The organism is Paenibacillus melissococcoides (genome assembly GCA_944800085.1).
GTDB lineage: Bacteria > Bacillota > Bacilli > Paenibacillales > Paenibacillaceae > Paenibacillus_B > Paenibacillus_B melissococcoides.
In genome coordinates, this window is record CALYLO010000005.1 from 255,212 (window position 1) to 281,649 (window position 26,438).

Here is a 26,438-nt window from a genome sequence, read left to right on the forward strand (position 1 = left end):
GCAACCACCCGCAAGTGGAGCCTTACAGCCCGCGGGCCCCCTCTCTGTCCATGCGTTCCATGGCGCTCATGTCTTTGGTCTTTGCTTTTCCTGCTTTTCCTGTCTTCTTCATTGGATTTCTCCTGACCATACCGCGATTTCCCTCAGAAGTCAAGAGCGAACGGCGCCACGGACCTGCCGTCATTTCTCTGTACTAATGCCAGGCCGCCGCTTCATCATCCTTCTCCCCGCATACCAGCTGTATCCGAGCGGCAGAAGGCTGGCAGCGCCGATCCAGGCGCCAAGACCAAAGATGTGCACGTACGCCTCCAACGGCTTGGCGGGATCGCCGTCGTCCATTAGCCCCAATCCCAGCGCGGCGCCAAGCACCAAGCCCACGTTGCGCGTCAATGCAATCATGCTCCCGATCGAGCCTGCGTCACCCTTCACGGCATAGCTCATAATAAAGCTGTTATTCGGCGAGGCGATCAACCCCATCCCCGAACCGATCAACGCCAGCGTGCAAATGATTCCCCACAGCGGCAGCTCGCCAAATGACCCGGAGAACAGCATGAATCCGCCTGCCATGGCGCACAGCCCAAGACACATCAAGCGCCGTGAGCCTATCCGGTCCGATAGATGCCCCGCGACGGGACCGATAACGGCCAAGAGAAGCGGATACGCCAGCATGACATAGCCTGTATCCGCCGCCGATACCGCAGTTGTCTCCGAGATATATAACGGCATGAGGACCAACGCGATATTGGCCATCAGGAACGATGCGCAGCTAATAACCAAGCCGCAGGCCACGGCCGGGATGCGGAATGCTGCGAGCGGCAGAAAAGGCTCTTTCTGCCGGGACTGCCATAGCCAGCTCAACGGCCAGACGATTAGCAAGACAACGTATAGCATAAGCATACTCGAGTAGCCCCACCCTAAGTCGCCTCCGTTCACAATGGCGTAGATTCCTGTGCCGATGCCGGCCATGAACAGGATGGCTCCGAACAGGTCCAACGAGGACTTCCTCGCCTCCTCCTCCTGATCCGCAGGAATAAAGCGCACCGCCAGCCCGGTTGCCGCGACCGCCACGGGCACATGAATCAGGAACGCCCACTGCCAGCTCAGCCATGCCGCGGTGAAGCTGCCGGCAACCGGTCCCGCCATGCCGCCCAGGGCCACGGCGGTGCTCACGAACCCGAGTGCCCGCCCTCTGTGCGCGCCCGGCATATGAAACGTGATGATCGCCATATTCGTCGCCTGGAACATCGCCGCGCCTGTCGCTTGCACAATCCGCATCAAGAGGAGGACGGGGAGATTCGGCGAGAGCGCGACCAGGATAGAGCTGATGGTGAACAGAGCAATTCCGCAGTTATGAATGCGGCGATGCCCCCAGCGGTCGCCTAACTTGCCCATCAAGGGAAGAAGCGACGTAATGGCGAGCAGATACCCCGTCGTCATCCATTGCACGGTCCCGATATCCGATTGGAACACGGTGATGAACCGGGGAAGAGATACGTTCACGACCCCGGCGGTGAAGTGAGACAAGAATGCGCTGAGGCAAATGGCCGTCATCATCCAGGCCCGCTGGTTGCCGGCTGTTCCGGGCTTGCCGTGTGCGGAAGCGCTCAACAGGCTTCCCTCCCTTCCGGCGGTAGCTCGGATTGCCGGATATCGACCGTGATGTCCGGCCCCAGCTCCTTCAGCATGGTAACCAAATCGGTCAACTGCTCAATATGATAGACCCCGGCCGGGGTGGGCGAATCAACCAGCATCACGGCGGCCGCAGCCGCGACTTGTGCCGTCACGGCGGAGTGATCCCTCCCTTGGAGGAAGCATTCCGACAAGGCATGCTTCCCCTCCCTGCTTCTTCCCCGAGCTTCTGCCTTGACGGCGAACCGGTCTCCGCCGAAGCGAAGCGTCCCGAGGCTGCGGATTATCCGCTTGCGCAGCCAGCCCGCTTGCAGCAGACGGACGGCCCCCGTCCTTCGGGCCCCGGCCAACAGTCCGGTGACCAGGGGGGAATCAAGGCAGAAGCGCGTCGCGACGGAAGGAACATCCAGTATCCGCGGAAGCGTCTGCTGGTCGGAGAACGGAAAGCGGTAGGCTTGGCGGCTGCCGATATCAGCGCCGAAATCGAACGTTTTGCGGTTCGTGAAGCTCAGCGCCTCCACCTGCTTCCCGTTCTGCGTTATGTCGAAGCGGGCGCCCATATTGTCTGCCGTCCATTCGATAGCCGCCTCCCCATGGACATCACCGAGCCCAAGCATAATCGCGAGATCGATCTGATCCGTCTCGCCCAACAGCCGATGCGCCTCCAGCGCCACCAGATTGGTCAGGCCGGGAGCCAACCCTACGCTCAACAGGGCGGTCGCCCCATGAGCCGCTGCCTCTTCCCGGCATTGCTCCACTTGGCGGATAAAGGAGCCGTTCGCCGACACATCGATATAGTGCGTGCCAGCTCGGAAACACTCGCGGACAAAGCCCGTCTCGGTCTGATCCAGACACATGATAACGAGCTTCACGCCATTAAGCATGGCAGAAGGTATCGGCTTCCGGATATCGATCTCCAGCGGCCTGATTTTTCCTCCGGCGGATTGGCAGATGCGCTCCGCCCGTTCGCGGCTCCGTCCGGCCGCATACCCCTTGCCCGGGTAGCGCTCTCCCAATATCCCGCAAATGGTCCTCCCCACATGGCCGTAGCCGCCGATGACAACAATATCCTCTTTTGCTTGCATCTCCATCACCATATCCTGTAGTTGAGTTATTAAGAAACATTCTCAATTATACAGGATCAGGATAAATTTACCATCCCATATTTCAGGGATTGCAGCATGATTTATTTGCTTTATATCGTTAAATATTAGCTCAGTTAATGAGATGTTAAGGTGCATCTCCAGTTTGATGCATCTTCCTTGTATCATATTGCGAAGCTTCCTTCGCTGTTGACTGCTGCTCATGCGGTCAAAATGCGCTTGAAGCGCGGCCTGTCAGCGCTTGCCAGACGATTGCGCGGGAATACATGGTGCACGTTCAGGGGCGAGATGTCTGGAAAAAAGAAGATCATTGAATCGAACATTAGATTACCATTCCGAGCTATACCAAAACTATAACAATCCCCCCATGCCGAAATCGCTTCTCCACGGCGGATAATCGCCTCCATACAAGCAAGGGGGTGTCCCAAAAGTAGTATTTCACTACAGTGAGACAGCCCCCCTTGATTCTCAAAGCTCGACTCGCAGAAAAACTGCAAAACTACACTTTTCCTTTATGACGTGTACTCCGTTACAGGGAATCCTGCAAAACGGCATCAATTTCTGACTATCCAATCGATAAAAGACAAAAATCGATGAACATCATGTACTTTTGCAGGAATTTCATCAAATAGCGGCTGAAAGAGCAGAAATTGATGCATCCACGCAGCATTTCACTGCTTCATCCATCTTCGACCGATTTGCGCGCCGCCGTTTTTCCCGATCCACATTCTCTGCTAACTCGTCATCTCCATCATTTTGCAGTGCCTGTGAGACACCCCCTGCACAATGCTGCTTTATATGCTTCTCTTTTTATAATTCCGGACAAAGAAGATAGCTCCAATCAGCAGCAGCAGGACGACGCCGACCGTTATCGCTTCATGTATCCGATCATTCATTGCTGCCGCATCGTCCTGCTCGCGATTGCCTCCCGGTCTGCCGCCGCCGAAGTTCGGCATCTGGCCATCGCCCATATCCGGCCTCTTCCCGCCGAATTCCGGCGGTGCCCCGCCGTCCGGGTTCGCCTGCCCGCCTCCGCCGGGATTCGCCGGCGCTCCGTTCTGCGCCTCCTGCCCTTCTCCTCCGGTCGGCGGCTGCTGGCCCGCCTCCGGCGGTGCCCCGCCATCCGGGTTCGCCTGCCCCGCTGCTCCGGGATTCTCGCCTGCGCCGTTGCCCTGCTCTCTCATGCCGCCCCGGCCCGGCATTCCTCCCTGGATGCCTTCCCCTTTATCATAGGAAGGGAGCGTGCCGTCCAACTGCTGCTTCAGATTGTTGACCCGAGCCTCGGCAAAGGTAAGAAGACCGGGAATATTTTTCACGTCGCTGGTGAGCGATTGCTTGAATTCTTCATACGTATAGAACTTCGTCGGATCCTGTTCGACATACGTATCGATCATATCCGCGAGCTGCTGCGCCCGCGCTTTCAGCCGCTCCGGCGACAAATATCCTTCGATAATCTGCTTGATATAATTGTGATACTGCTCCTTGTACGCGTCGTTCTGCAGGAGCTTGTCGACCAGCGGGTAGTTCGCGACCGCGCCCATTGTCGGCTCATCCATCAGCATCCCGATCAGGCTATCCTTGCTGCCGCCGAATCCCCCGAAGGCCATATTCATGTCCCAAGGAATGAGCGAGAACACGCCGTTCTCTTCGTACAGGTAATAATTATGGTTAAAGTTCCCCTGATAGCTGTCCATGTTGACGGTCGCCGCATTGACGGCCATATAGCGCAGGATGCCGTCCACATTGAGATATTTCTCGTAATCCGTCCCATTGTTCAGCTCATTCAGCATCTTGATCGTAAGCTCGTCATCGGACGATTTCGATTTGCGATTGAGCCCGCTGTAGGAGGAGATGTCGTCTCCGCGCCAGCTCAGGTCGCTGCCTTGCCCGTCCGGCTTGTACAAGACGCCGTATGACGTCTCGAAGTTCCGGCTCAGGAACGAGTCGTTAATCTGTTCGACGGCCAGAAATAATCCGGCCGGCTCGCCGTTGATCGATACATTGGCAAAAGCGAATTCAGGCGTAGGAAGCCCCATCTCCTCCAACAATTCATACGTCAAATATTCTCTGATGAACGACGGATCGCTATAGCCATTGTTCAGGTTGATGCTCGTGACGCCGAGCAGATTCTGGCTGTCGACATATTCATCGAGCAGCAGCTTGAGACTATACCGGTCCGAATCCGACGAGGCGACGCCGGTCAGGCTGGAATTCCCCTTCGTCCGGATGCCGATATTATCCAATTCATAGCCGTTGTATTGAACGGAGGCCGCCTTCACCTCCTTATCCGTCGGATGCTCCAGCATGTCGCTGTAATCATCGGGATCGATGGTGATGTTCACCTCGATCACCTTGTCCTTTGGGAACAGCTCCTCCGAAAGCTCCGCCACGTTCGAATCCGATGCCGTGCTGCATCCGGCGAGCAGCATCATCCAAGCGAGCAGCGCCATCCCCAGGGGAACGAATGATCTTCGAATCATGTTCATCCACCTCCCGCGGTCATGATACATAGTCTCCGTTATAGCTGATCAGCACCGCATTCTTAACGCCATTAATTTCCGTGACGCGGTTCACGAACCGCGGCTCGCTGCCGGCCAGTCTCAATTCCAAGGTCAGCTCGATATTGCCGGATGTCACGGTCTTCTGCTTCACGCTATGTCTCTTCACGGACTTGGACATGCAGCCGTACAGCTCGGATTCCGCCTGTTCGCCATCGCAGTTGACGACGAGCAGATAAGGCGTCTCGAGCGACGTCTTCTTCGAGAACAGGAACAGCACAAGACCGATGACGATCGAACCGACAACAGCCAGCGTATAGAATCCGGCCCCGGTCACAATCCCGACCGATACGGACCAGAACAGGAAGATCAGATCCGTCGGATCCTTGATCGGCGTCCGGAACCGCACGATGCTCAAGGCGCCAACCATCCCGAGCGACAAGACCAGGTTCGAGTTAATCGCCATAATAATGAGCGACGTAATCAATGATAGGCCAATCAGGGAGATGTTGAAGCTTTTGGAATAGAGCACCCCGCTGAATGTCCGCTTATACAGCATGTAAATAAATAGCCCGATCGCAAAGGCGATGGCCAGCGTAATCACCATTTGCACTACGCTGATATCCGATTGAAAATTTTTGAGAACACTGTTTTTTATCATATCGGAAAACGTTATTTTCGTCGTTGAATCCATTATTGATCCTCCCATATACTCGTTTTGATGACCTTCCTGCAAATCACATACTTGGATGCGGACTGCCGCTTCAAGCCTTCAAGCTGCAAGGCAGCCTGCACATACTCCGGGAGATACTCGTCATACTTCACTTCCATAATGACGAAGTTCTCATCGAGAGCCGGGATGACAGCCACATCGCGGTTCAACAGATCCGTGGCATGAAGTCCTGTCTTCAACTGCTTATCGAATGTGATTCGGACATTGCCCGTCCAGGCGACGTACGCTTCTCTCACATAATCGACGATCACCTTCGGCCGAAGAAGCCGGTGCCTCATCTCCCGGTACATCTCATAGAGCAGCGGCCTGTCCGGCTGGTTGAGCGCCTCGATATCGCCATCCATGATCGATTGAAGCAGGCCGGGCGACAGATCTTCCTTCAACTTCGCAATATAATCGTCTCTCTTGATTTTCTTTTCCAATTGAATCCGATTGCCCTCCAGGTTATAGATGCGGATTCGCCACTTCTCCCGATTCCGTATGCCGCCCAGCTTGTCATGGAGGGCCTTGTTGTTGATATCGTCGAAGTAGAGGCTCCGAATATGATATTCGCCTGACGGCCCGGCATGCGGATCCGTCTGCATCAAGCTTTTCAGCCGCTGCCGGATCACCATATATTGATGTGCGTTGGCGTAGAACTTCTGCTCTTGGCGGTATTTCAATTTCAAGGCAGTTCCCACTTCCTTCACCTCCTTGTCTGTATAGGGCAAGTATAGAGAGGCCGTTTGAATTTCTTGTGAAGGGCGCATGAATTTTGCGAGAAAGATAAAAAAGACCCGGATATCCGAGTCTTTTACGTGAATTGGATGTCGAACCGCACGCCTTCCGGCACATTGCGGATTTGATAGCGCAGTCCGTGCATATCCAGTATTTTTTGGACAATATACAAGCCGAGGCCGCTGCCCCCGGTTTTGCGGTTTCTTGATTTTTCTACCCGGTAAAAGGGCTCGAAAATGCGCTCAAGCTGGGAAGGCTCAATCTGCGCCCCGGTATTCAGTATACTCAGCAGCGATCCGTTCGCGCCGTGACGGCGCAGCGATACGCAGACCGTCTCTCCATCCCCGGAATATTTAACGGCATTGCTTAACAGATTGGCGACCGCCCGGGAGATAAGCTTCTCGTCCGCTTCAATATACAGATCCGGCTCGATGTCGATATCGAATTCGAGCTGCTTGATGTCGCGGAAATAGAGGAATTGGTCCAGACTGCGCTGAATCAGAGCCGACAAATGAACCTTGCCGATCCGGGGCTTGAAATCAAAGCTCTCCAGCTCGGATATGTTCAAAATCTCATGAACGAGCTTCTCCATTTCCTTCATTATCTCATACGACTGCTGCAAATATTTATCGCGATCCTTGTACGAGCCGATCTGATGCAGCATCCCCTCCAGTTGGCCGGAAACGGCCGTGATGGGCGTTTTCAACTCATGAGAAATCGTCGCGACGAATTCGCGTCTCTTCTGCTCCTGCTCCCGCTCCTTCTGAATGTCATCCCGCAGCTTCTCGTTGGCTTGCTTCAGCTCGCTCATGCTCGTCTGCAGATTGCCCGCGAGAATGTTCAGATTAGAGGACAGCTCGCCCAGCTCGTCGTTGGAACGAATGGTGGAGGGCACGGTGAAATCAAGCTGCGCCATTTTGGAGGCCACCTGGTTCAGATGAATCAGCGGGTTCGAGAGAAGCTTCGAATAGATGGCCGCGCCGATCATTGCAATTCCGAGAATGACAATGGACATGTAGGGCAGGAACATCAGAATGACCTGGGAGGCCTCATCGATCGGCTGTACGGGAGAATAGACGAACAGCTTGTGCTCCCCCGCCTGATCATTGAACTGCACCGTCTCCTCAAGCGAAATAAAGTTCGTCTCGCCGCCATCCTTGCCTCCGTGCTCCCTGGGCCGGAGCGGGCCGTCCGGATGAAAGGGAGCTGCCCCGGGCGGCTTCGGCCCGCGCATCAATTCATCAATGAACGCCGGATCCATCGAGTCAGGACTGGCCGGATACGCCACCTCTCCCGCCGGATCGCGCAGCACGACGCGCACATTGTTGGCGAATTCGAATTGGAGCAGCAGATTGGCTGACTCATCCGCCTTCACGTCATGCAGGCTCTCGATCAAGGACTGGACTTTGCTGCTTACGTTCGCTTCCTTATACTTATAGTAGTAACTGGGCAGGAGGAAAAACAGGGTCAAGTATAAAATGAGGGCGGACACGATAAGCAAGGCCGACGTGATGCCGAATATTTTGAAGGCGATTCCCCGCTTCCTCATCCGTTCTCCCTCTCCATCATATAGCCCAGCCCTTTCACCGTCTTAATATAGGGCAGCCCGATTTTTTTGCGAATATTCTTAATATGCGCATCCACGATTCGGCTGTCGCCATAATAGTCGTAGCCCCAGATTCGCTCCAGCAGCATCTCCCTCGTCATCACGCGGCCGATGTTCTCCAGCAGCGCCTGCAAAATCTCGAATTCTTTCATCGTCATCTCGATCCATTCCTCATCGACATACACCTTATAGCTGTTCAAATCGATGCGCAGCCGCTCGAACGTCAAGTCGTTGACCGGAAGCGCCGGATTTCCGTTCTTCGCTCTTCGCAGCACCGCCTCGACACGCTTGACTAGCACGTTGAAGGAGAAAGGATTGGAAATATAATCGTCCGCCTCCAACTCGAACGCCTTCACTTGATCCTGCTCCTCGCTTAATGCCGTCAGCATAATAATCGGAACCGCAGATTGCGAGCTTCGGATCATGCGGCAGAGCGAGAAGCCGTCGATATTCGGAAGCATCACGTCCAGAATCACCAGATCGTAATTGGTCCGCTCCATCACCTGCCAAGCCTCCAAGCCGTTATCCGCAACATCGACCTGGTAGGAATGGGCAGTGAGAAATTCCTTAATCAATTCCTGAATATATCCGTCATCCTCAACGACAAGAATGTGATGTGACATGGCCTGTACCTTCTTTCTGCATGCTAGTGGCGGCGGGAAGCGGCATGGTCGGCTGCGCCCCGCCGTGTCGCTCCCATTATACGATCGCAATGTGAAATTCAGATGAATTGTTGGCGGGAAATGGGCTTATTTCCTTCTTATTATTTCCCCGGCAACCGCAGAAATTGACAGGAGATTCGCGGCCATGACAGCGTTTTTGCCGACATGATGAACCAGCTCATGACAAAAAAAGCAATGCCGGCGCTTCTCCCGATCTTGCTATTGTAAAAAATCACGTCATGCGCAAAAAAACAGGTCCGGCATCAAGCCGGGCCTGTATCTGTAGTCACAATCTTATGCATCTGCGGACTTTGCCGCAATCCGGTAACAGCATTTGACATCCCCGTCCGCCATGCATTCCAATAGTTCCACCTGAGCATCCAGCACTTCCCGGAACAAGCTCAGCTCGCAATGGCATGCCTGGCGGTAACGGCACGCTATACGGGCAATGGGGCAATTCGCTTCCTCGAACAAGAACGCTCCGTCATCCAGCTTATCGACCGTGACCATATAGCCTTCCCGGTTCTGGATGGCGGCCAGGCTGGCAACCCGTTCTTCCAGGCTGCCTCCGGACATCGCAGCGCGATGCTTCTGCTCCAGCTTCTCCTGCCTTCGCTCGAACAGCTCGCGAATGACGGATTCCCCGAACATCTCGCTCATCTCGTCAAGCAAATCGGCGGCCAGCGCATCATATTGATTCGGGAACAGCGCCTCGGCGGAGAGCGTCAACCGGTATACGTGAATCGGCCTGCCGACGGGCTGGCGCTGTACGGCAGCCTCAATGAACCGCTCCTCCTGCAGCGCATAGAGATGCTTCCGAATCGCCATCTCCGTTAACCCGAGACGCTGCGATATGTCCTGGACGCGGATCGAGCCATGCTTCTTCAGCAGCAGCAATATTTTCCGTCTCGTCTTCTGTTCCCGTACAGGAGCTTGACATTGTCGCATCGGTTTCTCCCTTCTGCAGGCGGAATTAGCGGACAGCTTCGTTATAGCGGCGGTTCACTTCCTCCCAGTTGACGACATTCCACCAGGAAGACACGAAGTCTGGCCGTCTGTTCTGGTACTGCAAGTAATAGGCATGCTCCCATACATCGACGACCAGAATCGGTGTCTTGTTTTCCGCCAACGGCGTATCCTGATTCGGCGTGCTCATGACTTCCAACTTGTCTCCATTGACGACGAGCCAGCCCCATCCCGAACCGAAGCGGCTTATCGCGGCCTTGGTCAGATCTTCCTGCAACTGCTCAAAGCATCCAAAGTGCTTCTCGATCCCCTTGGCGATATCCCCCTTAGGCTCTCCTCCGCCCGTCGGGCTCATGATGGACCAATACAGGCTATGCCCGTAATGCCCTCCGCCATGATTGCGGACCGCGGTGCGTATGTCTTCCGGTATATCGTCGAGGTTACGGAGTAATTGTTCGACCGTGGCGTTCTTGAATTGCGGGGAAGTGCTCAGCGCCTGGTTCAAGTTCGCGACATACGCCGCATGATGCTTCTTATGGTGAATCTCCATGGTTCTGGCATCCAGGTAAGGCTCCAGTTCATCATATCCATAGGACATTTCCGGCAGAGTGAATTGTTCCATTCGCTTGGTCTCCTTTCCCAATTAACAGAATTCACCTCTGATTATATAGCAAGGGAAATATTTTGTACACATCTAAATGTTTTTACTTAATGCAACTTTATGAGCGAGAGCCTTCAGGGTGCCAACAAAGGAGATGGCGCTATGCTGGATTTGCCGCGCATTCTGATCGAAGGCGCTTTATTGTCTGCCGTCTTTTTGACGGTCCTGCTTCTTCGATTTATATCTATGGAAATGAAATTACGTTTTGGGGCGCTTTTCATCTGTATGGCCGGGCTGCGAGTGGCCATGACTTATATATAGACGAGGCAAAGAGCGGCGGGTTATCGTGATGATTCCTGCCGCTCGACCCATCTCGGGATATGCGGTTCGAAGTATGTCGCAATTTTACGCGCTTCCGTCAGGACCAGCTTGATCCCGGCCTCCTCCTTGAACCAGTCGTTTCTGTTCACACGCGTGCTGTCTTGCTGGACACAGAACTGGACGGTCGGGGGAAAGACAGCCTGATACGTCATCAGCGCTCTTCTCGAGAAATAAGCTTTGCATACGAGGATGGCCCGATTCACTTCCAACTGGCGCTCCTTAATGATGCTCCAGGAATTTCTCGCGTTGTCGAACGTATTTTTCGCCTTGTCTTCCCGCAGGATGGCATGCTCGGGAACCCCCAGCGAGACGCCAATCTGCTGCAAATGCTCCCACTCGGTCCGATCCAGCTTCGGATTATTACCTCCGGACGGTAACACCAATGGAGCATATCCCTCGTGATATAATTGTGCGGCGATCGCCATCGGCTGCGTATGACTGCCGCCCGGCACCAGAATAATATCGGCAGGCCGGGGCTCTTCTTCCGGAACGAAGACAAGCTCGGTGAGACAATCAAACGGATAGGTCAACCTGCATCACCTCCTGTACGGTCATTTCAATATTTGACGCCGTGGGCACGGAAGGCACAGAGGCACAGCAAGTACATCAGATTGGTTGCGCCGAACAACGAAAAAACACCCGGATTCAGCACCATATACATGCTGTACGTGATACTCCAGACGAATGCGATTAGCAGCAGCGAGCTCCGGAGCCGGATCAAGCCTGCCGCGCAGAGAACGGCCGGAAGGGCCAGCATGGCCAAGCTGGGTATCCGCGCTGACTTGATCCATCCCCGCAAAATATGGATCTGACCCTATTAATAGCACCCATAGAATGATAGATAGCGCACATGCCCCATAGCCTATCCTTTGCACCTTGGCAATACTCATCTTATTCATCATATTCATCACTCGCTTCATCGGGAAACGGATGCGTATCGTCCTTGGTTTATTTGTGTTGTTCCCAGCATCGCTTGGTTTTATCATACTTCATTTCCATTTCTTCTGCGACACTTTGAATGAACAGGAACGGAATCATCCCGATCCCCATTACGCCAATCCCGATCCACTTCAACACCGTCATCATCTGACCCTCTCCTTTCCGCACGGCAACAACCGGAATTCCCTGTCTACGGTCCTCTTACTGCCGCTTTCTCCTTGGATTTGATTTGTTCTTCACCTTATTCAACTGTTGAGAAAAGGTACAATCTCATCATCAGTCCGTTGAGTAAATATCAACAGAAGAGGAAGCTGTGCTTGAGCCCGCCCATGCTGGCCATGAAGGATAGGAGACATCTGTTTCATTTTCTTCAACAAAATTTTGAGGAGGCAAGCACTTTTTGCAACAAGGTGATTATAATGCTCATAACTGAATGGTAACAACTGGGAGGTGTTGAGGAACATAAAGTAAAATCCGGTTTCGACCGATACAGGAAAGGTGTGGTGAGATGAGAACGTAAAGCAACCTTTGCTTTGAAGATGACTACATGAAAAAAGGAGCTAACAAAAATGACATCATGGCTTATGATTGCGGCGTTAACCTTTTCGTCAAGCATCGATAATTTGGGAGTCGGCTTGTCCTATGGCGTGCGAAATATTCGCATCAATTTACTCTCCAATCTCTTTATAGCCACAATCTGTTTTCTCTTTAGTATGTGCGGAATCTATTTCGGGATGTTCATTGCCACCGTGCTGCCCGGAATCCTTACGGTGGTGCTGGGCGCCTTCCTGCTCGTGGTGATCGGTCTGCGCATCATCCTGATGGCCGTTCCGCGCAAGAACCAAAATCCAAGCCCCCACTCGGAAGCAGCCAGTCCCAAAAGCATCGGCTTCGTTGAATCCGCGGTGCTCGGCGTCGCACTGTCAGCCAATGCATTGACCAATGGCGTCGGAGCCGGTCTGCTCGGTTTTTCCCCGTTGCTGATTTCGATATTGGCGGCGGTCGGCAGCTTCGTCACGGTATGGGCCGGAGTGGCCTTCGGCATCAGGCTCACGCATGTCCGCATCGGCAAATTTACCGTCGGGCAATTCGGGACCCTGATTAGCGGGATGCTCTTATTGCTGGTGGCGGTTGGCGCGTTCCTAGACTAGCAATCTTTTCAATGGAATAGACATAGACTGCGTATTCCTGCGGGCGGAAGCCCGCTTTCCTGCTTCCAAAAAAAAAACCAAAGGCTTTGGCGTAACCAAAGCCTTTGGTCAATATGGGATCATCCTTAAAATTGAACCTTTTGCCCCGTTTTCCCGGACTGGTATATCGCCGCGACCATTTTCTGCGTCTTCAATGCCTCTTCCCCGGTAATATGCAGCGGATCGCCGTTGACGACCGCATCGTAGAAATTGCCGATTTGATGAATATGGCTAATGCCCCAATACGATTTGACCCCTTCGCCATAATCGATCAGGTTGGTGCGATCCGAATCGCGGCTGATTTCCGTGCCGTCGTCATAGAAAATGCTGCCTTTCTCTGCCCGGATATACGCTTTCCCCTTCTCGCAATGCAGCTCAATCTCGACAGGAGCATCATAGCTATGATAGTTCATGGCGTAGAAGGAAGCCATGACCCCGCTTTTGAACTGGATCACCCCGTCCGCCACGTCTTCGACGTCAATCTTTTCGTGCGTACGGTTTTCAATATGAGCGGAAATAGCCGCAATATCGTCGCCAATGAACCATCTCATCAGGTCCAGCGTGTGAATCGCCTGGTCAATGATGACCCCGCCGCCTTCCTTGTCCCAAGTGCCCTTCCAGTCGCTTAAGCTGTAATACTCATCCGTTCGCTTCCATGTAACCGAGCAGCGGGCTCCAAGGACGCGGCCCAGCTTGCCGCTGTCAAGCGCTTCCTTAATCAGCACCGAGCCGGGATTGTAGCGGTTTTGGAAGATGACGCCAAAGGTAACGTTCTTCCGGCGGCACGCTTCAATCATCGCTTCCGCATCTTCCACGGTAATGCTCATCGGCTTCTCCGTAATGACATGCTTGCCTTTCTCTGCCGCATAGATAACGATAGGCGCATGCATATGATGCGGCGTGCATACATGAACAACGTCCAGGCCGGCTTCATCGATCATTTGTTTATAGTCCAAATAATAATCGCAGTTATATTGCTTTGCCGCTTTTTGCGCCCGCTCCTCTTTGATATCGCATACAGCCACTAATTCAGCAAGTTCATTTAACTCCACAGATTTGGCATGCATCGGAAAAATATTGCCGCAACCCACGATGCCAACACGTTTTTTTGTCATGAATCGTCCCTCCATCCTTGTATCGCATTCGACTGGAACGCTGCAAGATGATTCACCTCTATCATATCTCGGGATGGCGGAACTGCCCATGAATGATATCGGTATTACCTGAACTATTTTGCTGCAATTTGAAGCTTGTGACTTTCCTGGCGCAGAAATTCGCTACATCCTGCCATGCACGCTTCTGCCTGCTCCCGCTGATAGCTCGAATGAAAAGGATTCATAAAGCCATGTCCCGCCGGAACGACCTCAACGCGTGTCCGCCCCGTCTCTCCCAACTGCCGCGCTAATCCGGACACATCAAATTGTTCCTCGCTTGCAAAGTACAGCAAGGCAGGACAACAAGGCTCGATGTCCGCGTAATTTCGGATTCTTGAGCCGTAGAAGCCGATAATTCCGTCAAGGCCGCTGCTGCCGCTGCACATCCAGGCTACGGTGGCTCCGACACTGAAGCCGGCCTAAAAGGTGAGCATCCCGCCAGCCAGCTCAGGCGCCCCCGCTTCCGCTTCCACAGAGCCGCAAGCCTTCCTGCTCCAGGAACTTCTGTCCCAATCTTGTCATCGCCACTCCCCTTCCTTCGCCATCTTAAGCGGACCATGCCCGCAGCTATCGTCTTTTGCCTGCCTGGAAGCCTTGTTCGCTCAATTCCATCAGCCACGCTTCCAGTGTATCCCGGATGACATATCTGTCTCGGGAGGAGAACTATTTATACACCTCTCACTATCCTCATCCCTCTGTTCATAGATGTAATTTTTTCTCATAGATTAATATCTCTTTATTATTGCCGTTCGTTTTCGAGTCGATCCTTTTGAAGCCGTGCCGCATCCAGAAAAGATGGGCCCGCGTATTTTTCGTCACGACTCCGATTCTGTATTTGCCGATGCCCTGACTTTCCATGAGCTCTTCAAATAATTGCACGGCCTGCGCCCCGTATCCCTGCGATTGCAGCTCGCCGCTGATCACCAGAAGCCCCAGCCAGGTGCATTGATCGGCCGGATTCATCGGCAAATATTCGAGGATGCCAATATAGTTCTCATCCTCCTTTACCAGCATCCGACTGGCGCCGATGCGATGGGCCTGCTGGATATCTGCCAGCACTTCTTCTCTTGGTATGATCTCTTTATTTCTGGATACCAGATTAAATAAAGGATTGGAATTAATAATAGCTTCTTCGATATCGACTCGCTTCGCCGATGTTTTCTCAAACGATAACACGGTTGTCATCCTTTCGAATGCATGCTGTATATCATATCTGTCAGTTCACCGCCGGATAAAAAACCAAAATTCGAGTACAGCTTTTCGGCCGGATTGCCGGATGTGACAAATAGGCGCAGTACGGAATAGGTAGCATTCAACTGATGAACCGCTCAACAATTGAATGCCAAGGTGTTCACCATTAATCCGAAGCTGATTAACAAATTCAAAGACGCTTATGCCGACCTGGACAAAACCGATCGCATCGATGCCTGGATCATTGCAGACCGCCTGCGTTTTGGCAGACTCACGACGACTATCGTGATGCAGGAACAGTACATCGCCTTGCAGCGGCTCACTCGCATGCGATTCCATCTCGTACACAACCTTACCCGCGAGAAGCAATACTTTTTGCAAAATCTGTTCTACAAGTGCAATGCTTTTCGCGCGGAGGTGGACAGTTCCGTGTTCGGCCATGCCATCATGGAAATGCTCTCGGAAAAGTATAGTCTGGATGAGATGGCGAATATGGATGTCGCCCATTTGGCTGACTATCTCAAGGACAAGGGGAGAAATCGTTTCCCCGATCCCGAACACGTCGCCCGCTGTATTCAAAAGGCGGCTCGGGCCTCGTACCGTCTGTCGAAGGTTGTCGAGGATTCCATTGATTTGGTGCTGGGCACCTCAATTCAGTCGATCCGGAGCATCCAGCGTCAGCTTAAAGAGCTCGACAAGGCGATTGAGCGCATTTTAGACGGCATTTCCAGCAGCCAGTGCCTCCGTTCCATTCCGGGCATTGATCGGGTCTCTGCCGCAGGCATTCTGGCCGAGATCGGCGACATCGACCGCTTCACGGATCAAGCCGCCTTGGCCAAGTATGCGGGTCTGACATGGCGCAAGCACCAATCCGGATCCTTCGAGGCGGAAGATACCAAGCCATTCGTTCCGGCAACCGATTCCTTCGCTATTACCTAGTTGAAGCTGCCAACTCGGTAAAAAACCGCGACCCCGAATTCCGGGAGTATTACCGGAAGAAATTCAATGAAGTCCCTAAGCATCAACACAAACGTGCCCTCGTCTTAACGGCAAGAAAACTTGTGCGTCTGGTCGATGTGCTGCTACGCAACGACCAACTCTATACGCCCAGAAGGAAGGTGAAGCCGACAGAGCAATAATGCCTTGGCTCATGAATTTTCTTCTCTAATTCCCAGTTAAATTATGGTGTTTTACTTAATTTTCGACTGGGTCTAGTTTGGTGATGCCTTTTTTGGGATTGATTCTGCTGCACGCCAAGGAAATTTTCCAATTCTCATCAATCAGGGACTTGACATCATACCGCTGGACTTTTTCGGCCGATTCGGCAGATAACCGTATTTGTCTCGGTATGCTCCCGTTCAACAGTGAAATCCCACGTAAGTAATATTCTAACTCTAACATATCACGGATGAATGTCGGACCAATACTTAGTCTATCCTTTTTCGATTCAGTTCCTCCAGCCTACGGTTCATATCATCTATCGAATGCTGTATGGACTCCATTCTTCGCAATGCAGCGTATTGATTTCCTGTGATTCCGGCAAGTCCAACGATCAGAATAATCACGATCAAAGTCGTCATGAGCGCATTCCCTCCTTGTTATCTTCGCAAGAGATAGGCCTATTTCCTTTATCCCTTCCATTTGGAAAATAAAGCGCGTAAAATAAATATACCACTGTCTCTAATTACTGGAAATGATATTCTGATCGAGCTTATTCTCTATTTGAAACATACAAAAAAGCGGTGTCAAAGAGCCGGAATGGCAGGTGGTAGATGGAAAATAATAGAGTCGTATTCATCAAGCCGCTTATTTTCGAGTTCAGTGCCTGAGAAATTCGGGTCTGAAGAATCGCCCGGAAGAAAAACTCCTCATGAAAGCCGGCAAACAAGAAAGCGGCAAGAAAACTGACAGCCAATCCCGCCGTCAGTTCACCTGCACTTTATTCCAATCCAAGCAAATATTTGCCGCCGGGCGTCGTAATCAGCATCATTCCTCCGAAGCAAGCCCCTGACAGAAAAGCGGCTCTCAAATTGCTGAGAAGGGCGTCTTCCGTTAGACCGACATCAGCCCCACATTGAGGATCAGCCAGACGGCAAAATAAACAAGAAACAGCAGCGCTTCCTGCTTCGGCTGTCTAACAACGATGGAGGGACCCTTCGCCCTCCACATAAAAAGGGCCATACAGCCTATCATAAACGTGACAAAAAGTGCCATAGCCACGCGGTTGGACAAGGATGTTTTCTGATAATATACTTCCAGCACCCATGCTGAACTGAAAAAAGCCGCTGCCAAGACATAGAAGTATCCATTTCTAAAAAAGGGCTGTCATGTTTGCGGTTCCTCCAAAATTGCATGCTGCAAGAGTTTCAATCTTTAGAAAAATGGCGCCATTCAACCTGCCAAAGCTGCTATTGCAATGCTCCACGCAATAATCGCAAACAACAGGCCGCTCCAAAACATCTCGGTAGAATACGGTTGATTTCTTACGATCTTTTTTATTGCGCTTAATAAGGATACGATGAACAGGAAGCCTAATATCGGCATGCCATACACTGATATGAAAATAAGAACTTCCATCGCTTTCTCCTGTTATGTTCATTTAAAAGACCCGCTAGTTTTGATGCACCTTCGTTATGAACGCAGCGCTTGTTCACAATGCCGTATCCTAATAACGCCGATTCAACCTAGTCGATGATCTTTCTGGCTCCGCTTCAACGCGCTTTTAACCATTGATACTCGAAGCATCTGCGAATGTTATCCATCCGATCCCCCTTACCAATACTTTCACCGGATAGCTTCGCGCTCGCTTCTGATTCGAGAAAAACCATACTCGGTCTGTCTTGACGACAATGAACAGCCCGTGCTCATCTCCAACCGGAGTGAGACCTTCATTATCCGGTCTCCAGTTCGGCAGGCCCATTTCATTCAAGGCCCTGACGAAGGGAATCACCTCATTGGCCACAACACCGATTTCACTGACGCCATAGATATCGCCGCTGCCGAACGGATGCGAGATGGCATTGGATAAATTATGCCGGGCGATCAGTTCGACGATATTGCCGGAAGGGTCTTCAAAATAGACGGAGTGGGCATTCCAGGAGGTAAAAAACACTTCGTCCTCACCGTCCTCTTCGATCAATGTCACTCGGGCTTGAAGCCAGCTTTTGGCTTCGCGGAATTTATTTTCTGGAATGTTCATCGCAAAATGATAAAATGGACGGGCAAATGCCGCTGTCGTCTGAAACGTTACCTGGGTAGCCCCCGCTTCTACAGTGAAGGAATCGTCCCGCTCCTCTACAAGCTCAAGCTCCAGCACATCGCGATAGAACGATTTCGTTTCCAACGGATTCTCCGTCAATAGGATGACGCGCTCCATAATCATTCCCTTTCCCTCCTCCTATCCAAAAAGTTGTTCTTACGGTCGCAACGGGTTGTCGTCTAATCGGGTTGCCGAACTATGAAGACCCCGCTTTTCTAACACAATCTTATTCACGAACCAAATTTACAAATCGGACCGGGCGCCGTCATGCCACGAGCCGTCAAGCATTGCCGTCAGGCTTGAGCCAAGCCACGTCATATTCTATTTCTGCGATAATATCAAGATCATGATGGACCCAATGCGGTGTCGCCCATCCATCCCATGCGTACTCCATAGTTGATCAATTGTTCGATTCATGCAGGATGATTCAGGTTCATGCAACACATATACGTACTCTTTTCCGTGAACGTGAATTCTTCTCGTTTTCTTTTTCATCATCAAGAATGCCAAATACCGAATAATGTCACCCCGGCTAATCATCCCCGCCAGTATCCCGTTTCTTTCCACGATGGCTTTTTGAACCCGTCTATTGCAAAACCCTTCTAACCATCTGCACCTTCTGTCAGTTTCTGTTCATAATACTCGACCAAGTCTCGCGAGAACTGCTTGATGCCATCCAACTGTTCTGGCGTATATCCATCAAGAAACCGGAGAAAGCGCTTCTCCTCCATCTGGTGCAGATGCTCGTGCAGGTCGAAGAGCCGCCGGCCTTTGGGAGTCAGGCGAAAATATACTTCTTTTTTGTTGTCATTGAGCTGGGTGCGCTTGACGAATCCTTCATCGAACAGCTTCGCTGTCATCTTCGTAATGCTTGTCTTCGACAGCTCCATTTTCTCTGCGATTGAAGTCGTATTGATTGGCTCATAACGGCCGATGCAGTCGATGACATGAATCATGGTGAAGTTGTAAGATCCTTCAGTTAGTCCCTCTTCCATTGCTTTCCTGCGAAAAGTTGCGATTTCCCAGCTCTCTTCTTGCTCAATCAAATGCGCCATTTTCCAGCGAAAATCATAAATTTGCTTTTTTACTTGATCGGAATGATCCATTTCTGCAGTTCCCCTTTTCTATATATATCCCGCTTTATCCATGTCGAAGTAATTTTATTTACTCAGGTAACAATCTGGGATTGTAGTGAAAAAATTTGGACGATGCCGCAAACGAAATTATTATAACCCACTTGATAATGATTATCAATATCATATGATGAAAAAGGCCCTTTGCTTTCCTAAAGAAAACAGAGGGCCCTGTGATTTATAGACGACGCGGATAGATCGCCTCTTACATTGTCGTTGCCGCAGCTTCCTGGATACTGCTTATATACTTCATGATGTACTCTATCCTTGCCGCGTCATCGTATTCGATCTTCGGATCGATCGGGGTCGTTATTTGCTCGCGCAACGAATCCCCCACAAAAATGCAATGGTGATTATAGCATTGCTCATCATGCAGCACCTGTTCAAGACAACTCCGAATGTTTGAGGCCACCCCGGCGTTGGCGGGATGCATAATCCATCGGATCTCTTTCCAATCCAGTATTCCTTCCGCTGTTTTTACGGGTGTCGGGTACGGATGCTCTTGCGGAATATCGGCCAAGTACAAATAAAGCCCGCCAAAATCTCTTTTCTCCCCGGTCGTCCATGTTATTAAACCCTTAAAAGCAATGTCCACATCTTCAAGTCCTGTTTCTTCCCTAATTTCCCGCAGCATGGAAGACCTTGGTTGTTCATTCTTCTCAATCTTGCCGCCAACTCCATTCCAACAGCCCATCCATGCCGGATTTTCCCGATTCAACAGCAATATTTTGCTTCCTTGCTTGATGAAGCATAAGGTATATTTCAGCATACTTTCTCCTCACTATTTCATGACTTGGCTCAGCCTATGATTCTATTATCCTCCACTGCCACCCAGTACTCAATAGAAATGGTCCATAGAAAGGAAACAAAAGCAAGCCATCAATCCGAAGATCGAAAGCTTGCCCTCAGCAAAGGATGCATGCATCTTTTAATATCCAGTTATGTTCCAGCATTTCCGGCAGCTTGTCCAGCAGCCATGAACGAGTGTAGGCATCAGAGTCCGACTCTTGGATGTACAGCCGGTACACATGTCCGTTTTTCACCGCAGACAGGCCTTTCCAGATCGGACTCTCTAGAAGCACATCCGTCGAACGCTTGGCTTCCTCGTCAACCGGATCGAGGATAAAGATGCGCTCGCCCGCGAAGTCGCCAAGCGATTCGGGGGAAATGAGCCTGAACCCCTCATTCGCTTCCAGAATCTCCTGAATCGGAGCTGTCGGCTTCAGCCCTCCCGGACCATACAATAACTGCGGAAGGCCGGCCCGAGCCATCACGAACAGACGATCGCCGGGATAAACGTGTAGACCGAAGCAGTCTCGCCTGGCTTCAACACCGTGGAATAGAGGTTCTCCCACATCGCGGCTAGGCCCCCTATATCTGGAGTCATGCCCACCAAAAAATATGCGTTCTTAGAATTGCTTCCTATTTCGCGTGATTACATGGCCCGATGATATTTTGATCTGTCTTCCAGCGTCATGACCCACTTTGAGAATTCCGATGGTGACATGCTCTTTAGGCTACCATGCATTCTGCGGTTGTTGTAGAAATCCATATAACCGATCAAGTGCTTCATAAGCCTCTTCAAATGTCATAAATTCCGTCAGGCTGAACAGATCACGTTCGAGTAAGCTATGAAATGACTCAATGTACGCGTTCATATTCGGGCTACGCGGCGGAATCCGTTCATGGACGATCTCCAAGCTCTCGCACGTATCACCAAACAGCTTGCTGACAAACTGAGGCCCGTTGTCGGTGCGAACGGTAGGTAAGTCATCGCCGGGATTCAGACGTTCTTGCAACGCCCGGCATAGTGTCTGCACGACGTGCTTGGCCTCACACACGGGACCCCGATATTGTCCGACCACAACGCGGTCAAATACGTCAATGATACTGAGCACGAAAAAGAATCGCCGACGCCCAATCACGTACCCATATTTAATGTCAATTTGCCACAGCTGGTTCACCCCGGTTACCGTTCGGTTTCTCGGTACTCTGCGAGGATGTTTGCTTGTTTTCTTCCGTTGTTTCTGAAGAATTCCTAACTCCTTGCAAATGCGGTACGCCTTTTTCTTGTTTAGAATCAATCCATGTTGTCTGCGGAGGCACAGCGCCAAATTCTTGTACCCATAAACGTGCTCTTCTCCTTCCAAGAGTTCGAGCATCCATTCTTTAATCTGTTCATCTGCAACTTTCCGGCCTGTATTCGTAGAGGAAAATCCAGGTACAGGACGCCCTTTTAGGCCGCATGAAGCACGTTCTTCGGTGTTGGATGCCTCTCGTTTCTTCCGGTCATAGTACGTCGATTCGTGGACTTTCAGGATGCGCAGAACTTTAGCTGTTGTATGCCCCCGCTTAATAAACCGTTCTGCTACTTCAAGTCTTTCAGATAAGCGGGGTTCTTCTTTTTTTCGAGTTCTCGCAGGATCTCGATCTCAAGTTCTTTTTCACCCAGGAGCTTTTTTGCCTGTTCGAACTTGGCCTCCACCTCTTGAAGTCGACGGAGTTCTTGCAGATGCTCATCTGCTGCGGGTATCTCCTCTTGACTAATTTCGTCACGGTGATCTCTAACCCAAACACGTACAGTTTCAGGATGTACACCGTACATCCGGGCGAGTGTTCCCACCTTAATGCCGGCCAGTGCTTCCTTTACGATTTGCAAGCGTATTTCTTTGCTAAAGTGCTTTCCCATACTTATTGCCCCCTCTGATAACAGCTTATAATATTGGGGCCAAAAACTCCAGTTTAATTAGGGGACCTAGGAGGTTTTGCAGGAACTCCTCCAACGGCGTAAACGTCATTAAGGAAAACTGCATTTTCACAGTTTTTTTCAACAAGCTGGGCTGGGAGAAGCAGAGGCGGGGCTATCTCGCTGCAGCTAAAACCTCTTTTTATGGGACAGCCCCTCTGGCTTCTCCTGTTCTTTTAATACGAATCCGTCTCATGTCCTTTGCGTTCGGCTTCCTTCACCGCTTCACCCGTGTGCGTGGTGCCGATCGGACCATGATCGGATGAATTCGCGCTGTTCCGCAATCCTTCCGCGACGCGTCGCCCGTATTCCTCATCACATTTCGTGAAAAGCTCGATCATTCGCTCCTGAATATGAGTATTGCAGGTCTTCAACGTATTGACCAGATTCAAGATGAGATCATCGCGTTCGAAATCATCAAATGCCCGATACGTCTCGCCTGCTTGCTTGAAATCATTCGTACGGTCGATGCTGGCCCGCATTAGCTTCCCTTCGACATGAGGCGTGTGCTCCTTATTCGTTCGGGGCGCTTCCTTCAGGCCGTTCAACGAGGACGGTTCATAGTTGATATGCGGATTTTGGCCGGGAGCGAGATCCACATAATAGGCCATTTGGCCATCGCGCTGATTGGTGGCTACCCGCTTTTTCGGCGCATTGATGGGAAGCTGCAAGTAGTTCGCGCCAATGCGGTATCGCTGGGTGTCGGAATAAGAAAGGGTCCGTCCCTGCAGCATTTTGTCATCCGAGAAATCCATCCCGTCGACGAGCACTCCGGTTCCGAAGGCGGCTTGCTCCACCTCGGCAAAATAGTTCTCCGGGTTTTTATTCAACACCATCCGCCCGACCGGAAGCCACGGAATTTGATCCTGCGGCCATATTTTGGTGTCATCCAACGGATCGAAGTCCAGCTCGGGGTGCTCATCGTCGCTCAATATTTGCACGAACAGCTCCCACTCCGGATAATCTCCGCGTTCAATCGCCTCATACAGATCCTGCGTGGCATGGTTGAAATTTTTGGCCTGGATCGCCTCGGCTTCCGCCTGTGTCAAGTTTTTGATTCCCTGCTTCGGTTCCCAATGATATTTGACGAGAACCGCTGCTCCTTCTTTGTTGACCCACTTGTATGTATTGACGCCGGACCCCTGCATTTGACGGTAGTTGGCCGGGATTCCCCAAGGGGAATATACGAACGTGACCATGTGGATCGTCTCCGGCGAATTGCAGCAGAAATCAAAGAAGCGTTCGCCGTCTTGGATGTTTGTCACTGGATCCGGCTTGAAGGCATGTATCATGTCCGGGAATTTGATCGCATCGCGAATAAAAAAGATTTTCAGATTGTTGCCGACGAGATCCCAGTTTCCGTCCTCCGTATAAAATTTGACGGCGAAGCCTCGCGGATCGCGCAGCGTCTCCGGGGAATGCCCGCCATGAATTACCGTAGAGAAGCGCACAAACACAGGCGTTTTCTTGCCCGCCTCTTGAAACAATTTCGCGCGAGTATATTTGGAAGCAGGCTCGTCTCCGACTTTCCCGTACGCTTCGAAATATCCATGCGCTCCCGCTCCGCGTGCATGCACCACCCGCTCCGGTACGCGCTCGCGATCAAAGTGCGTGATTTTTTCGATGAATTGGTAATTTTCCAGCGTTGCCGGTCCCCGGTTCCCTACCGTCCGGATATTCTGGTTATTGCGGACAGGGTGCCCCTGGCGGGTCGTCAACGTGGAAGCGTCTTCTCCATCCGCCATACGCATATCGAGCGCATCCCCGGAGCCCGTCACGGAAATGCCGTGCTCCTTCGCGTCTTTTTTCCCACTGATGTTCATGTTGTTATTATCCATCTTCGCTCTCCTTTATTGCGCATAGTAATTCCAGGTTTGTTTTCTATTATTATGAATTTACGCAATGAATTATTCAGTCAGGGAACGGGGAAGTTCAGTAGTGAAAACCGGATGCTCCTGAACAGACTTCACCGTTGCTTCCGGTTCCGCTCCTGCGGGAGAAACAAGATAACTTCTTGCTCCTGGCGGTGCTTCTTAGTCTGCCTGTCCCACAAGTTGAAAATACCGACTCCCCAAGCGAAGAAAGATATCATCGCGATGAGCCAAACGGGGGGGAATTTCCATGAAAAAAAGGGCTCGCGCCCCCCCTCAAACCAGTTGTCTATTAAGAACGTGCAAGTCCCGATCATGCTCGCCCAGCTTTCCCGCGATGTAATCGAGTTGCTGCTGCAAGTCTTGGAAATTGTCGCGAACCTCGCCTTGGAACTGCGTCATCTCAACCTTGAAATCCAACATTTCGCCTTGGAACTGCGTCATCTCAACCTTGAAGTCCAACATTTCGCCTTTAAATTGCCTCATCTCATCCTTGAAGTCCAACATTTCGCCTTTAAATTGCCTCATCTCATCCTTGAAGTCCAACATTTCGCCTTTAAATTGCCTCATCTCATCCTTGAAGTCCAACACTTCGCCTTTAAATTGCCTTATCTCATCCTTGAAGTCCAACACTTCGCCTTTAAATTGCCTCATCTCGCCTTGAAACTTATTCATTTCTATTCGGAAGGCATCGTTTCTCGCGGATTCCGTTTCCAGCCGATCCAGAATGGCAACTAGTATTGGTTTGATCTCCTCCAAATGTGAGCATCTCCTTTCACGAACGAATTTTTTAGCATTTATAAAATGTATTATACATTTTTGAATTCTTAATGTCTATCGAATTTTATCGTCGAGATGTCTGCTTCTGCTATCGTTGTATCCTCCAGACACATAAATCCGATTCTCCTACAATAGCTTCGCTCGCCATTCCGATTGTAATAATCCGATGATTGCCTTGCTTTCATATAGATAACGCGGCCGAAATTTCGTATGCACTAAATAATGGATATAGCAGAACTCCTGCTTTCATCGGCTAACCGCTCTTTTGGCTCGTCCACAAACTTTGCGCTAAGCCAGAACGAGCCGGATATGATACTTCCAGCGGCAATATCCTTGTCAAGCAGTTCCAGATCGGTAACGACATCGATTTCCCCGCCGAGCGTTTTTACTTTGCACCAGGAAAAAGAGCCGCCGGTATATTCATTTTGAATCAGCGACGCCTCCACGACTCTTCCCGTAAACATAGCGGTTGAGGCAGGTTCACCGGAATTCCCGAACAAGCCGGAAGGGATGAACGATTCAGCGGCGAATTTGACCTCCCCTTCTTGGGACTCCATATATTCCTCTTCACTATCATATACGCTGACCTCATGGGAAAAAGCAGTCAACTGGATGTTTATTCGTTGCGGTACGGCGACCTCGCCGAAAAGTCCAAGGTTCGGCATGTCGAACACAAGGGGGCAGCAGCCGGATTCGAGAGATTCGTCTGGCTCCATCCAGGCATGACATGCGCCGTCCAGCACAGAATCCGTCTCTCGAACAATTAGTGCCGTGAGCCCGATCTCCACCCTTGAGTTACCTGCGAAGTGCGGATTCAATCCGATAATCTCATTTTCTTGGTTAACCTGCAGCCACAGTTCGATCCCGTTGCCTGCATCAAAATATATATATTGCCCTTGCTGTGCCTCCAGCAGCGTTCCCTTCTCTATTGCAACGTCAGCTATCTGCTCAAAATCTTCACGCGAGTGCACAGGAAATCCGATTGATGTCATATGGTTTGCCATGTTCATCCTCCATTTACGAAGCGTCACCGCCAATCGATGAATAAAAATAGAATCATCCAGACGCTCGTCCTGCCAAATACGGCGATCCCAGTCTTCCGGCTCCAATAAAACGGTTACGGTTCCGATCACAATGTCATCCTTTTCGACGACGAACGCCGTTCCGCCTTCAATGCTGTCCATCACATCATCCCGCCCATATCCATCCAGAAAATGTCCCCATTGCCGGATGCCATTGCTGCGGAGCCAAGTCGCGGCCTCAAGAAACAGGTTAAGTA

31 protein-coding genes and 2 pseudogenes are annotated in these 26,438 nt (G+C 51.3%); 4 read left to right on the plus strand and 29 right to left on the minus strand.

What is annotated here, in order from left to right:
* Window positions 1-180: 180 nt before the first annotated feature.
* The 9 genes from OCY70_RS19005 to OCY70_RS19045 form a co-directional block, all read right to left on the minus strand.
* Window positions 181-1,608 (minus strand): MFS transporter, encoded by a 1,428-nt coding sequence (locus OCY70_RS19005; protein WP_261945099.1) that lies wholly within the window; start codon window positions 1,606-1,608, stop codon window positions 181-183.
* On the minus strand, window positions 1,605-2,714 hold the full coding sequence (locus OCY70_RS19010; RefSeq protein WP_213429018.1) for a saccharopine dehydrogenase family protein: 1,110 nt from the start codon (window positions 2,712-2,714) through the stop codon (window positions 1,605-1,607). Before OCY70_RS19010 ends, OCY70_RS19005 begins: the two co-directional genes overlap by 4 nt.
* 812 nt (window positions 2,715-3,526) lie before the next feature.
* Complete coding sequence (locus tag OCY70_RS19015) at window positions 3,527-5,212, minus strand: CotH kinase family protein (protein WP_213429017.1); 1,686 nt, start codon at window positions 5,210-5,212, stop codon at window positions 3,527-3,529.
* A gap of 19 nt (window positions 5,213-5,231) precedes the next feature.
* A complete protein-coding gene (locus OCY70_RS19020) occupies window positions 5,232-5,924 on the minus strand; it encodes a DUF4956 domain-containing protein (RefSeq protein ID WP_213429016.1) in 693 nt (230 codons plus the stop codon).
* On the minus strand, window positions 5,924-6,643 hold the full coding sequence (locus tag OCY70_RS19025) for a polyphosphate polymerase domain-containing protein (RefSeq protein ID WP_261945100.1): 720 nt from the start codon (window positions 6,641-6,643) through the stop codon (window positions 5,924-5,926). The genes OCY70_RS19020 and OCY70_RS19025 overlap by 1 nt, the downstream gene beginning before the upstream one ends.
* A 113-nt stretch (window positions 6,644-6,756) precedes the next feature.
* A complete protein-coding gene (locus tag OCY70_RS19030) occupies window positions 6,757-8,229 on the minus strand; it encodes a sensor histidine kinase (protein ID WP_213429014.1) in 1,473 nt (490 codons plus the stop codon).
* A complete protein-coding gene (locus OCY70_RS19035) occupies window positions 8,226-8,909 on the minus strand; it encodes a response regulator transcription factor (RefSeq protein WP_213429013.1) in 684 nt (227 codons plus the stop codon). Before OCY70_RS19035 ends, OCY70_RS19030 begins: the two co-directional genes overlap by 4 nt.
* A 333-nt stretch (window positions 8,910-9,242) precedes the next feature.
* Complete coding sequence (locus OCY70_RS19040; protein WP_213429012.1) at window positions 9,243-9,896, minus strand: helix-turn-helix transcriptional regulator; 654 nt, start codon at window positions 9,894-9,896, stop codon at window positions 9,243-9,245.
* A 25-nt stretch (window positions 9,897-9,921) separates the two neighbouring features.
* A complete protein-coding gene (locus OCY70_RS19045) occupies window positions 9,922-10,536 on the minus strand; it encodes a superoxide dismutase (RefSeq protein WP_213429011.1) in 615 nt (204 codons plus the stop codon).
* Between the two features lie 141 nt (window positions 10,537-10,677).
* Between OCY70_RS19045 and OCY70_RS19050 the strand changes: the two genes are divergently transcribed.
* A complete protein-coding gene (locus OCY70_RS19050) occupies window positions 10,678-10,836 on the plus strand; it encodes a hypothetical protein (protein ID WP_213429010.1) in 159 nt (52 codons plus the stop codon).
* Window positions 10,837-10,856: 20 nt separating this feature from the next.
* Here the strand turns inward: OCY70_RS19050 and OCY70_RS19055 are convergent, their stop codons facing one another.
* From OCY70_RS19055 to OCY70_RS19065, 3 genes are all read right to left on the minus strand, one after another.
* Entirely contained in the window at window positions 10,857-11,426 is a 570-nt protein-coding gene (locus OCY70_RS19055; RefSeq protein ID WP_213429009.1) for a YdcF family protein, read from the minus strand.
* Window positions 11,427-11,452: 26 nt separating this feature from the next.
* A complete protein-coding gene (locus OCY70_RS19060) occupies window positions 11,453-11,659 on the minus strand; it encodes a hypothetical protein (protein WP_213429008.1) in 207 nt (68 codons plus the stop codon).
* 185 nt (window positions 11,660-11,844) lie between these two features.
* The gene (locus tag OCY70_RS19065) at window positions 11,845-11,982 is read right to left on the minus strand and encodes a hypothetical protein (protein ID WP_213429007.1); all 138 of its coding nucleotides are present in this window, start codon (window positions 11,980-11,982) and stop codon (window positions 11,845-11,847) included.
* 422 nt (window positions 11,983-12,404) lie between these two features.
* Here OCY70_RS19065 and OCY70_RS19070 point away from each other — a divergent pair, with 422 nt between their 5' ends.
* On the plus strand, window positions 12,405-12,986 hold the full coding sequence (locus OCY70_RS19070) for a manganese efflux pump (RefSeq protein WP_213429006.1): 582 nt from the start codon (window positions 12,405-12,407) through the stop codon (window positions 12,984-12,986).
* Between the two features lie 125 nt (window positions 12,987-13,111).
* On the opposite strand, the gene OCY70_RS19075 is transcribed toward OCY70_RS19070, so the two are convergent.
* The 3 genes and pseudogenes from OCY70_RS19075 to OCY70_RS19085 all read right to left on the minus strand — a co-directional run bounded on the left by OCY70_RS19075 (window position 13,112) and on the right by OCY70_RS19085 (window position 15,364).
* The gene (locus OCY70_RS19075; protein ID WP_213429005.1) at window positions 13,112-14,140 is read right to left on the minus strand and encodes a Gfo/Idh/MocA family protein; all 1,029 of its coding nucleotides are present in this window, start codon (window positions 14,138-14,140) and stop codon (window positions 13,112-13,114) included.
* Window positions 14,141-14,253: 113 nt separating this feature from the next.
* Window positions 14,254-14,583: pseudogene (locus OCY70_RS19080) on the minus strand (dienelactone hydrolase family protein); the annotation flags it as partial.
* 295 nt (window positions 14,584-14,878) lie between these two features.
* Window positions 14,879-15,364, minus strand: coding sequence for a GNAT family N-acetyltransferase (locus tag OCY70_RS19085; RefSeq protein ID WP_213429004.1), 486 nt, complete (start codon window positions 15,362-15,364; stop codon window positions 14,879-14,881).
* A 144-nt stretch (window positions 15,365-15,508) separates the two neighbouring features.
* Between OCY70_RS19085 and OCY70_RS19090 the strand changes: the two are divergent.
* A pseudogene (locus tag OCY70_RS19090) lies at window positions 15,509-16,509 on the plus strand (IS110 family transposase); the annotation flags it as partial.
* A 288-nt stretch (window positions 16,510-16,797) separates the two neighbouring features.
* On the opposite strand, the gene OCY70_RS19095 reads toward OCY70_RS19090, so the two are convergent.
* Both OCY70_RS19095 and OCY70_RS36225 read right to left on the minus strand, forming a co-directional pair.
* Entirely contained in the window at window positions 16,798-16,950 is a 153-nt protein-coding gene (locus OCY70_RS19095) for a hypothetical protein (RefSeq protein WP_213428965.1), read from the minus strand.
* A 131-nt stretch (window positions 16,951-17,081) separates the two neighbouring features.
* On the minus strand, window positions 17,082-17,285 hold the full coding sequence (locus OCY70_RS36225; RefSeq protein WP_213428966.1) for a CPBP family glutamic-type intramembrane protease: 204 nt from the start codon (window positions 17,283-17,285) through the stop codon (window positions 17,082-17,084).
* Here OCY70_RS36225 and OCY70_RS19100 point away from each other — a divergent pair.
* The gene (locus OCY70_RS19100) at window positions 17,241-17,381 is read left to right on the plus strand and encodes a hypothetical protein (RefSeq protein ID WP_213429003.1); all 141 of its coding nucleotides are present in this window, start codon (window positions 17,241-17,243) and stop codon (window positions 17,379-17,381) included. The two genes, OCY70_RS36225 and OCY70_RS19100, sit on opposite strands and share 45 nt — an antisense overlap.
* Before the next feature lie 41 nt (window positions 17,382-17,422).
* Here OCY70_RS19100 and OCY70_RS19105 read toward each other — a convergent pair whose 3' ends face one another.
* The 12 genes from OCY70_RS19105 to OCY70_RS19155 form a co-directional block, all read right to left on the minus strand.
* Window positions 17,423-17,662 (minus strand): hypothetical protein, encoded by a 240-nt coding sequence (locus tag OCY70_RS19105; protein WP_213428967.1) that lies wholly within the window; start codon window positions 17,660-17,662, stop codon window positions 17,423-17,425.
* A 99-nt stretch (window positions 17,663-17,761) separates the two neighbouring features.
* A complete protein-coding gene (locus tag OCY70_RS19110; RefSeq protein WP_261945101.1) occupies window positions 17,762-17,947 on the minus strand; it encodes a hypothetical protein in 186 nt (61 codons plus the stop codon).
* Between the two features lie 145 nt (window positions 17,948-18,092).
* On the minus strand, window positions 18,093-18,752 hold the full coding sequence (locus OCY70_RS19115; RefSeq protein ID WP_213428969.1) for a VOC family protein: 660 nt from the start codon (window positions 18,750-18,752) through the stop codon (window positions 18,093-18,095).
* Window positions 18,753-19,231: 479 nt separating this feature from the next.
* Entirely contained in the window at window positions 19,232-19,735 is a 504-nt protein-coding gene (locus OCY70_RS19120) for a MarR family transcriptional regulator (RefSeq protein ID WP_213428970.1), read from the minus strand.
* 232 nt (window positions 19,736-19,967) lie between these two features.
* Window positions 19,968-20,531 carry an NUDIX hydrolase gene (locus tag OCY70_RS19125; RefSeq protein WP_213428971.1) on the minus strand — a complete coding sequence of 188 codons (564 nt, stop codon included), beginning with the start codon at window positions 20,529-20,531 and terminating at the stop codon, window positions 19,968-19,970.
* Between the two features lie 136 nt (window positions 20,532-20,667).
* The gene (locus tag OCY70_RS19130) at window positions 20,668-21,117 is read right to left on the minus strand and encodes an ABC transporter substrate-binding protein (RefSeq protein ID WP_249725251.1); all 450 of its coding nucleotides are present in this window, start codon (window positions 21,115-21,117) and stop codon (window positions 20,668-20,670) included.
* 80 nt (window positions 21,118-21,197) lie between these two features.
* Window positions 21,198-21,335 (minus strand): IS3 family transposase, encoded by a 138-nt coding sequence (locus OCY70_RS36230; RefSeq protein WP_373871474.1) that lies wholly within the window; start codon window positions 21,333-21,335, stop codon window positions 21,198-21,200.
* Entirely contained in the window at window positions 21,280-22,119 is an 840-nt protein-coding gene (locus OCY70_RS19135; RefSeq protein WP_306433949.1) for a DDE-type integrase/transposase/recombinase, read from the minus strand. The genes OCY70_RS36230 and OCY70_RS19135 overlap by 56 nt, the downstream gene beginning before the upstream one ends.
* An 11-nt stretch (window positions 22,120-22,130) precedes the next feature.
* The gene (locus OCY70_RS19140) at window positions 22,131-22,451 is read right to left on the minus strand and encodes a transposase (protein ID WP_213428973.1); all 321 of its coding nucleotides are present in this window, start codon (window positions 22,449-22,451) and stop codon (window positions 22,131-22,133) included.
* A gap of 233 nt (window positions 22,452-22,684) precedes the next feature.
* Entirely contained in the window at window positions 22,685-24,259 is a 1,575-nt protein-coding gene (locus OCY70_RS19145; protein ID WP_213428997.1) for a catalase, read from the minus strand.
* Between the two features lie 396 nt (window positions 24,260-24,655).
* A complete protein-coding gene (locus OCY70_RS19150) occupies window positions 24,656-25,138 on the minus strand; it encodes a hypothetical protein (RefSeq protein ID WP_213428974.1) in 483 nt (160 codons plus the stop codon).
* Between the two features lie 236 nt (window positions 25,139-25,374).
* On the minus strand, window positions 25,375-26,292 hold the full coding sequence (locus OCY70_RS19155; RefSeq protein WP_261945102.1) for a hypothetical protein: 918 nt from the start codon (window positions 26,290-26,292) through the stop codon (window positions 25,375-25,377).
* Window positions 26,293-26,438 lie beyond the last annotated feature (146 nt).

What these genes read in the sequence shown, in the direction of transcription:
- OCY70_RS19010 (WP_213429018.1), bottom strand. Translation starts at nt 2,714, where the DNA reads ATGCAAGCAAAAGAGGATATTGTTGTCATCGGCGGCTACGGCCATGTG.
- OCY70_RS19015 (WP_213429017.1), bottom strand. Translation starts at nt 5,212, where the DNA reads ATGATTCGAAGATCATTCGTTCCCCTGGGGATGGCGCTGCTCGCTTGG.
- OCY70_RS19020 (WP_213429016.1), bottom strand. Translation starts at nt 5,924, where the DNA reads ATGGATTCAACGACGAAAATAACGTTTTCCGATATGATAAAAAACAGT.
- OCY70_RS19030 (WP_213429014.1), bottom strand. Translation starts at nt 8,229, where the DNA reads ATGAGGAAGCGGGGAATCGCCTTCAAAATATTCGGCATCACGTCGGCC.
- OCY70_RS19035 (WP_213429013.1), bottom strand. Translation starts at nt 8,909, where the DNA reads ATGTCACATCACATTCTTGTCGTTGAGGATGACGGATATATTCAGGAA.
- OCY70_RS19040 (WP_213429012.1), bottom strand. Translation starts at nt 9,896, where the DNA reads ATGCGACAATGTCAAGCTCCTGTACGGGAACAGAAGACGAGACGGAAA.
- OCY70_RS19045 (WP_213429011.1), bottom strand. Translation starts at nt 10,536, where the DNA reads ATGGAACAATTCACTCTGCCGGAAATGTCCTATGGATATGATGAACTG.
- OCY70_RS19050 (WP_213429010.1), top strand. Translation starts at nt 10,678, where the DNA reads ATGCTGGATTTGCCGCGCATTCTGATCGAAGGCGCTTTATTGTCTGCC.
- OCY70_RS19065 (WP_213429007.1), bottom strand. Translation starts at nt 11,982, where the DNA reads ATGATGACGGTGTTGAAGTGGATCGGGATTGGCGTAATGGGGATCGGG.
- OCY70_RS19070 (WP_213429006.1), top strand. Translation starts at nt 12,405, where the DNA reads ATGACATCATGGCTTATGATTGCGGCGTTAACCTTTTCGTCAAGCATC.
- OCY70_RS19075 (WP_213429005.1), bottom strand. Translation starts at nt 14,140, where the DNA reads ATGACAAAAAAACGTGTTGGCATCGTGGGTTGCGGCAATATTTTTCCG.
- OCY70_RS19085 (WP_213429004.1), bottom strand. Translation starts at nt 15,364, where the DNA reads ATGACAACCGTGTTATCGTTTGAGAAAACATCGGCGAAGCGAGTCGAT.
- OCY70_RS19095 (WP_213428965.1), bottom strand. Translation starts at nt 16,950, where the DNA reads ATGACGACTTTGATCGTGATTATTCTGATCGTTGGACTTGCCGGAATC.
- OCY70_RS19100 (WP_213429003.1), top strand. Translation starts at nt 17,241, where the DNA reads ATGAAAGCCGGCAAACAAGAAAGCGGCAAGAAAACTGACAGCCAATCC.
- OCY70_RS19110 (WP_261945101.1), bottom strand. Translation starts at nt 17,947, where the DNA reads ATGGAAGTTCTTATTTTCATATCAGTGTATGGCATGCCGATATTAGGC.
- OCY70_RS19115 (WP_213428969.1), bottom strand. Translation starts at nt 18,752, where the DNA reads ATGATTATGGAGCGCGTCATCCTATTGACGGAGAATCCGTTGGAAACG.
- OCY70_RS19120 (WP_213428970.1), bottom strand. Translation starts at nt 19,735, where the DNA reads ATGGATCATTCCGATCAAGTAAAAAAGCAAATTTATGATTTTCGCTGG.
- OCY70_RS19125 (WP_213428971.1), bottom strand. Translation starts at nt 20,531, where the DNA reads ATGCTGAAATATACCTTATGCTTCATCAAGCAAGGAAGCAAAATATTG.
- OCY70_RS36230 (WP_373871474.1), bottom strand. Translation starts at nt 21,335, where the DNA reads ATGAAGCACTTGATCGGTTATATGGATTTCTACAACAACCGCAGAATG.
- OCY70_RS19140 (WP_213428973.1), bottom strand. Translation starts at nt 22,451, where the DNA reads ATGGGAAAGCACTTTAGCAAAGAAATACGCTTGCAAATCGTAAAGGAA.
- OCY70_RS19145 (WP_213428997.1), bottom strand. Translation starts at nt 24,259, where the DNA reads ATGCGTATGGCGGATGGAGAAGACGCTTCCACGTTGACGACCCGCCAG.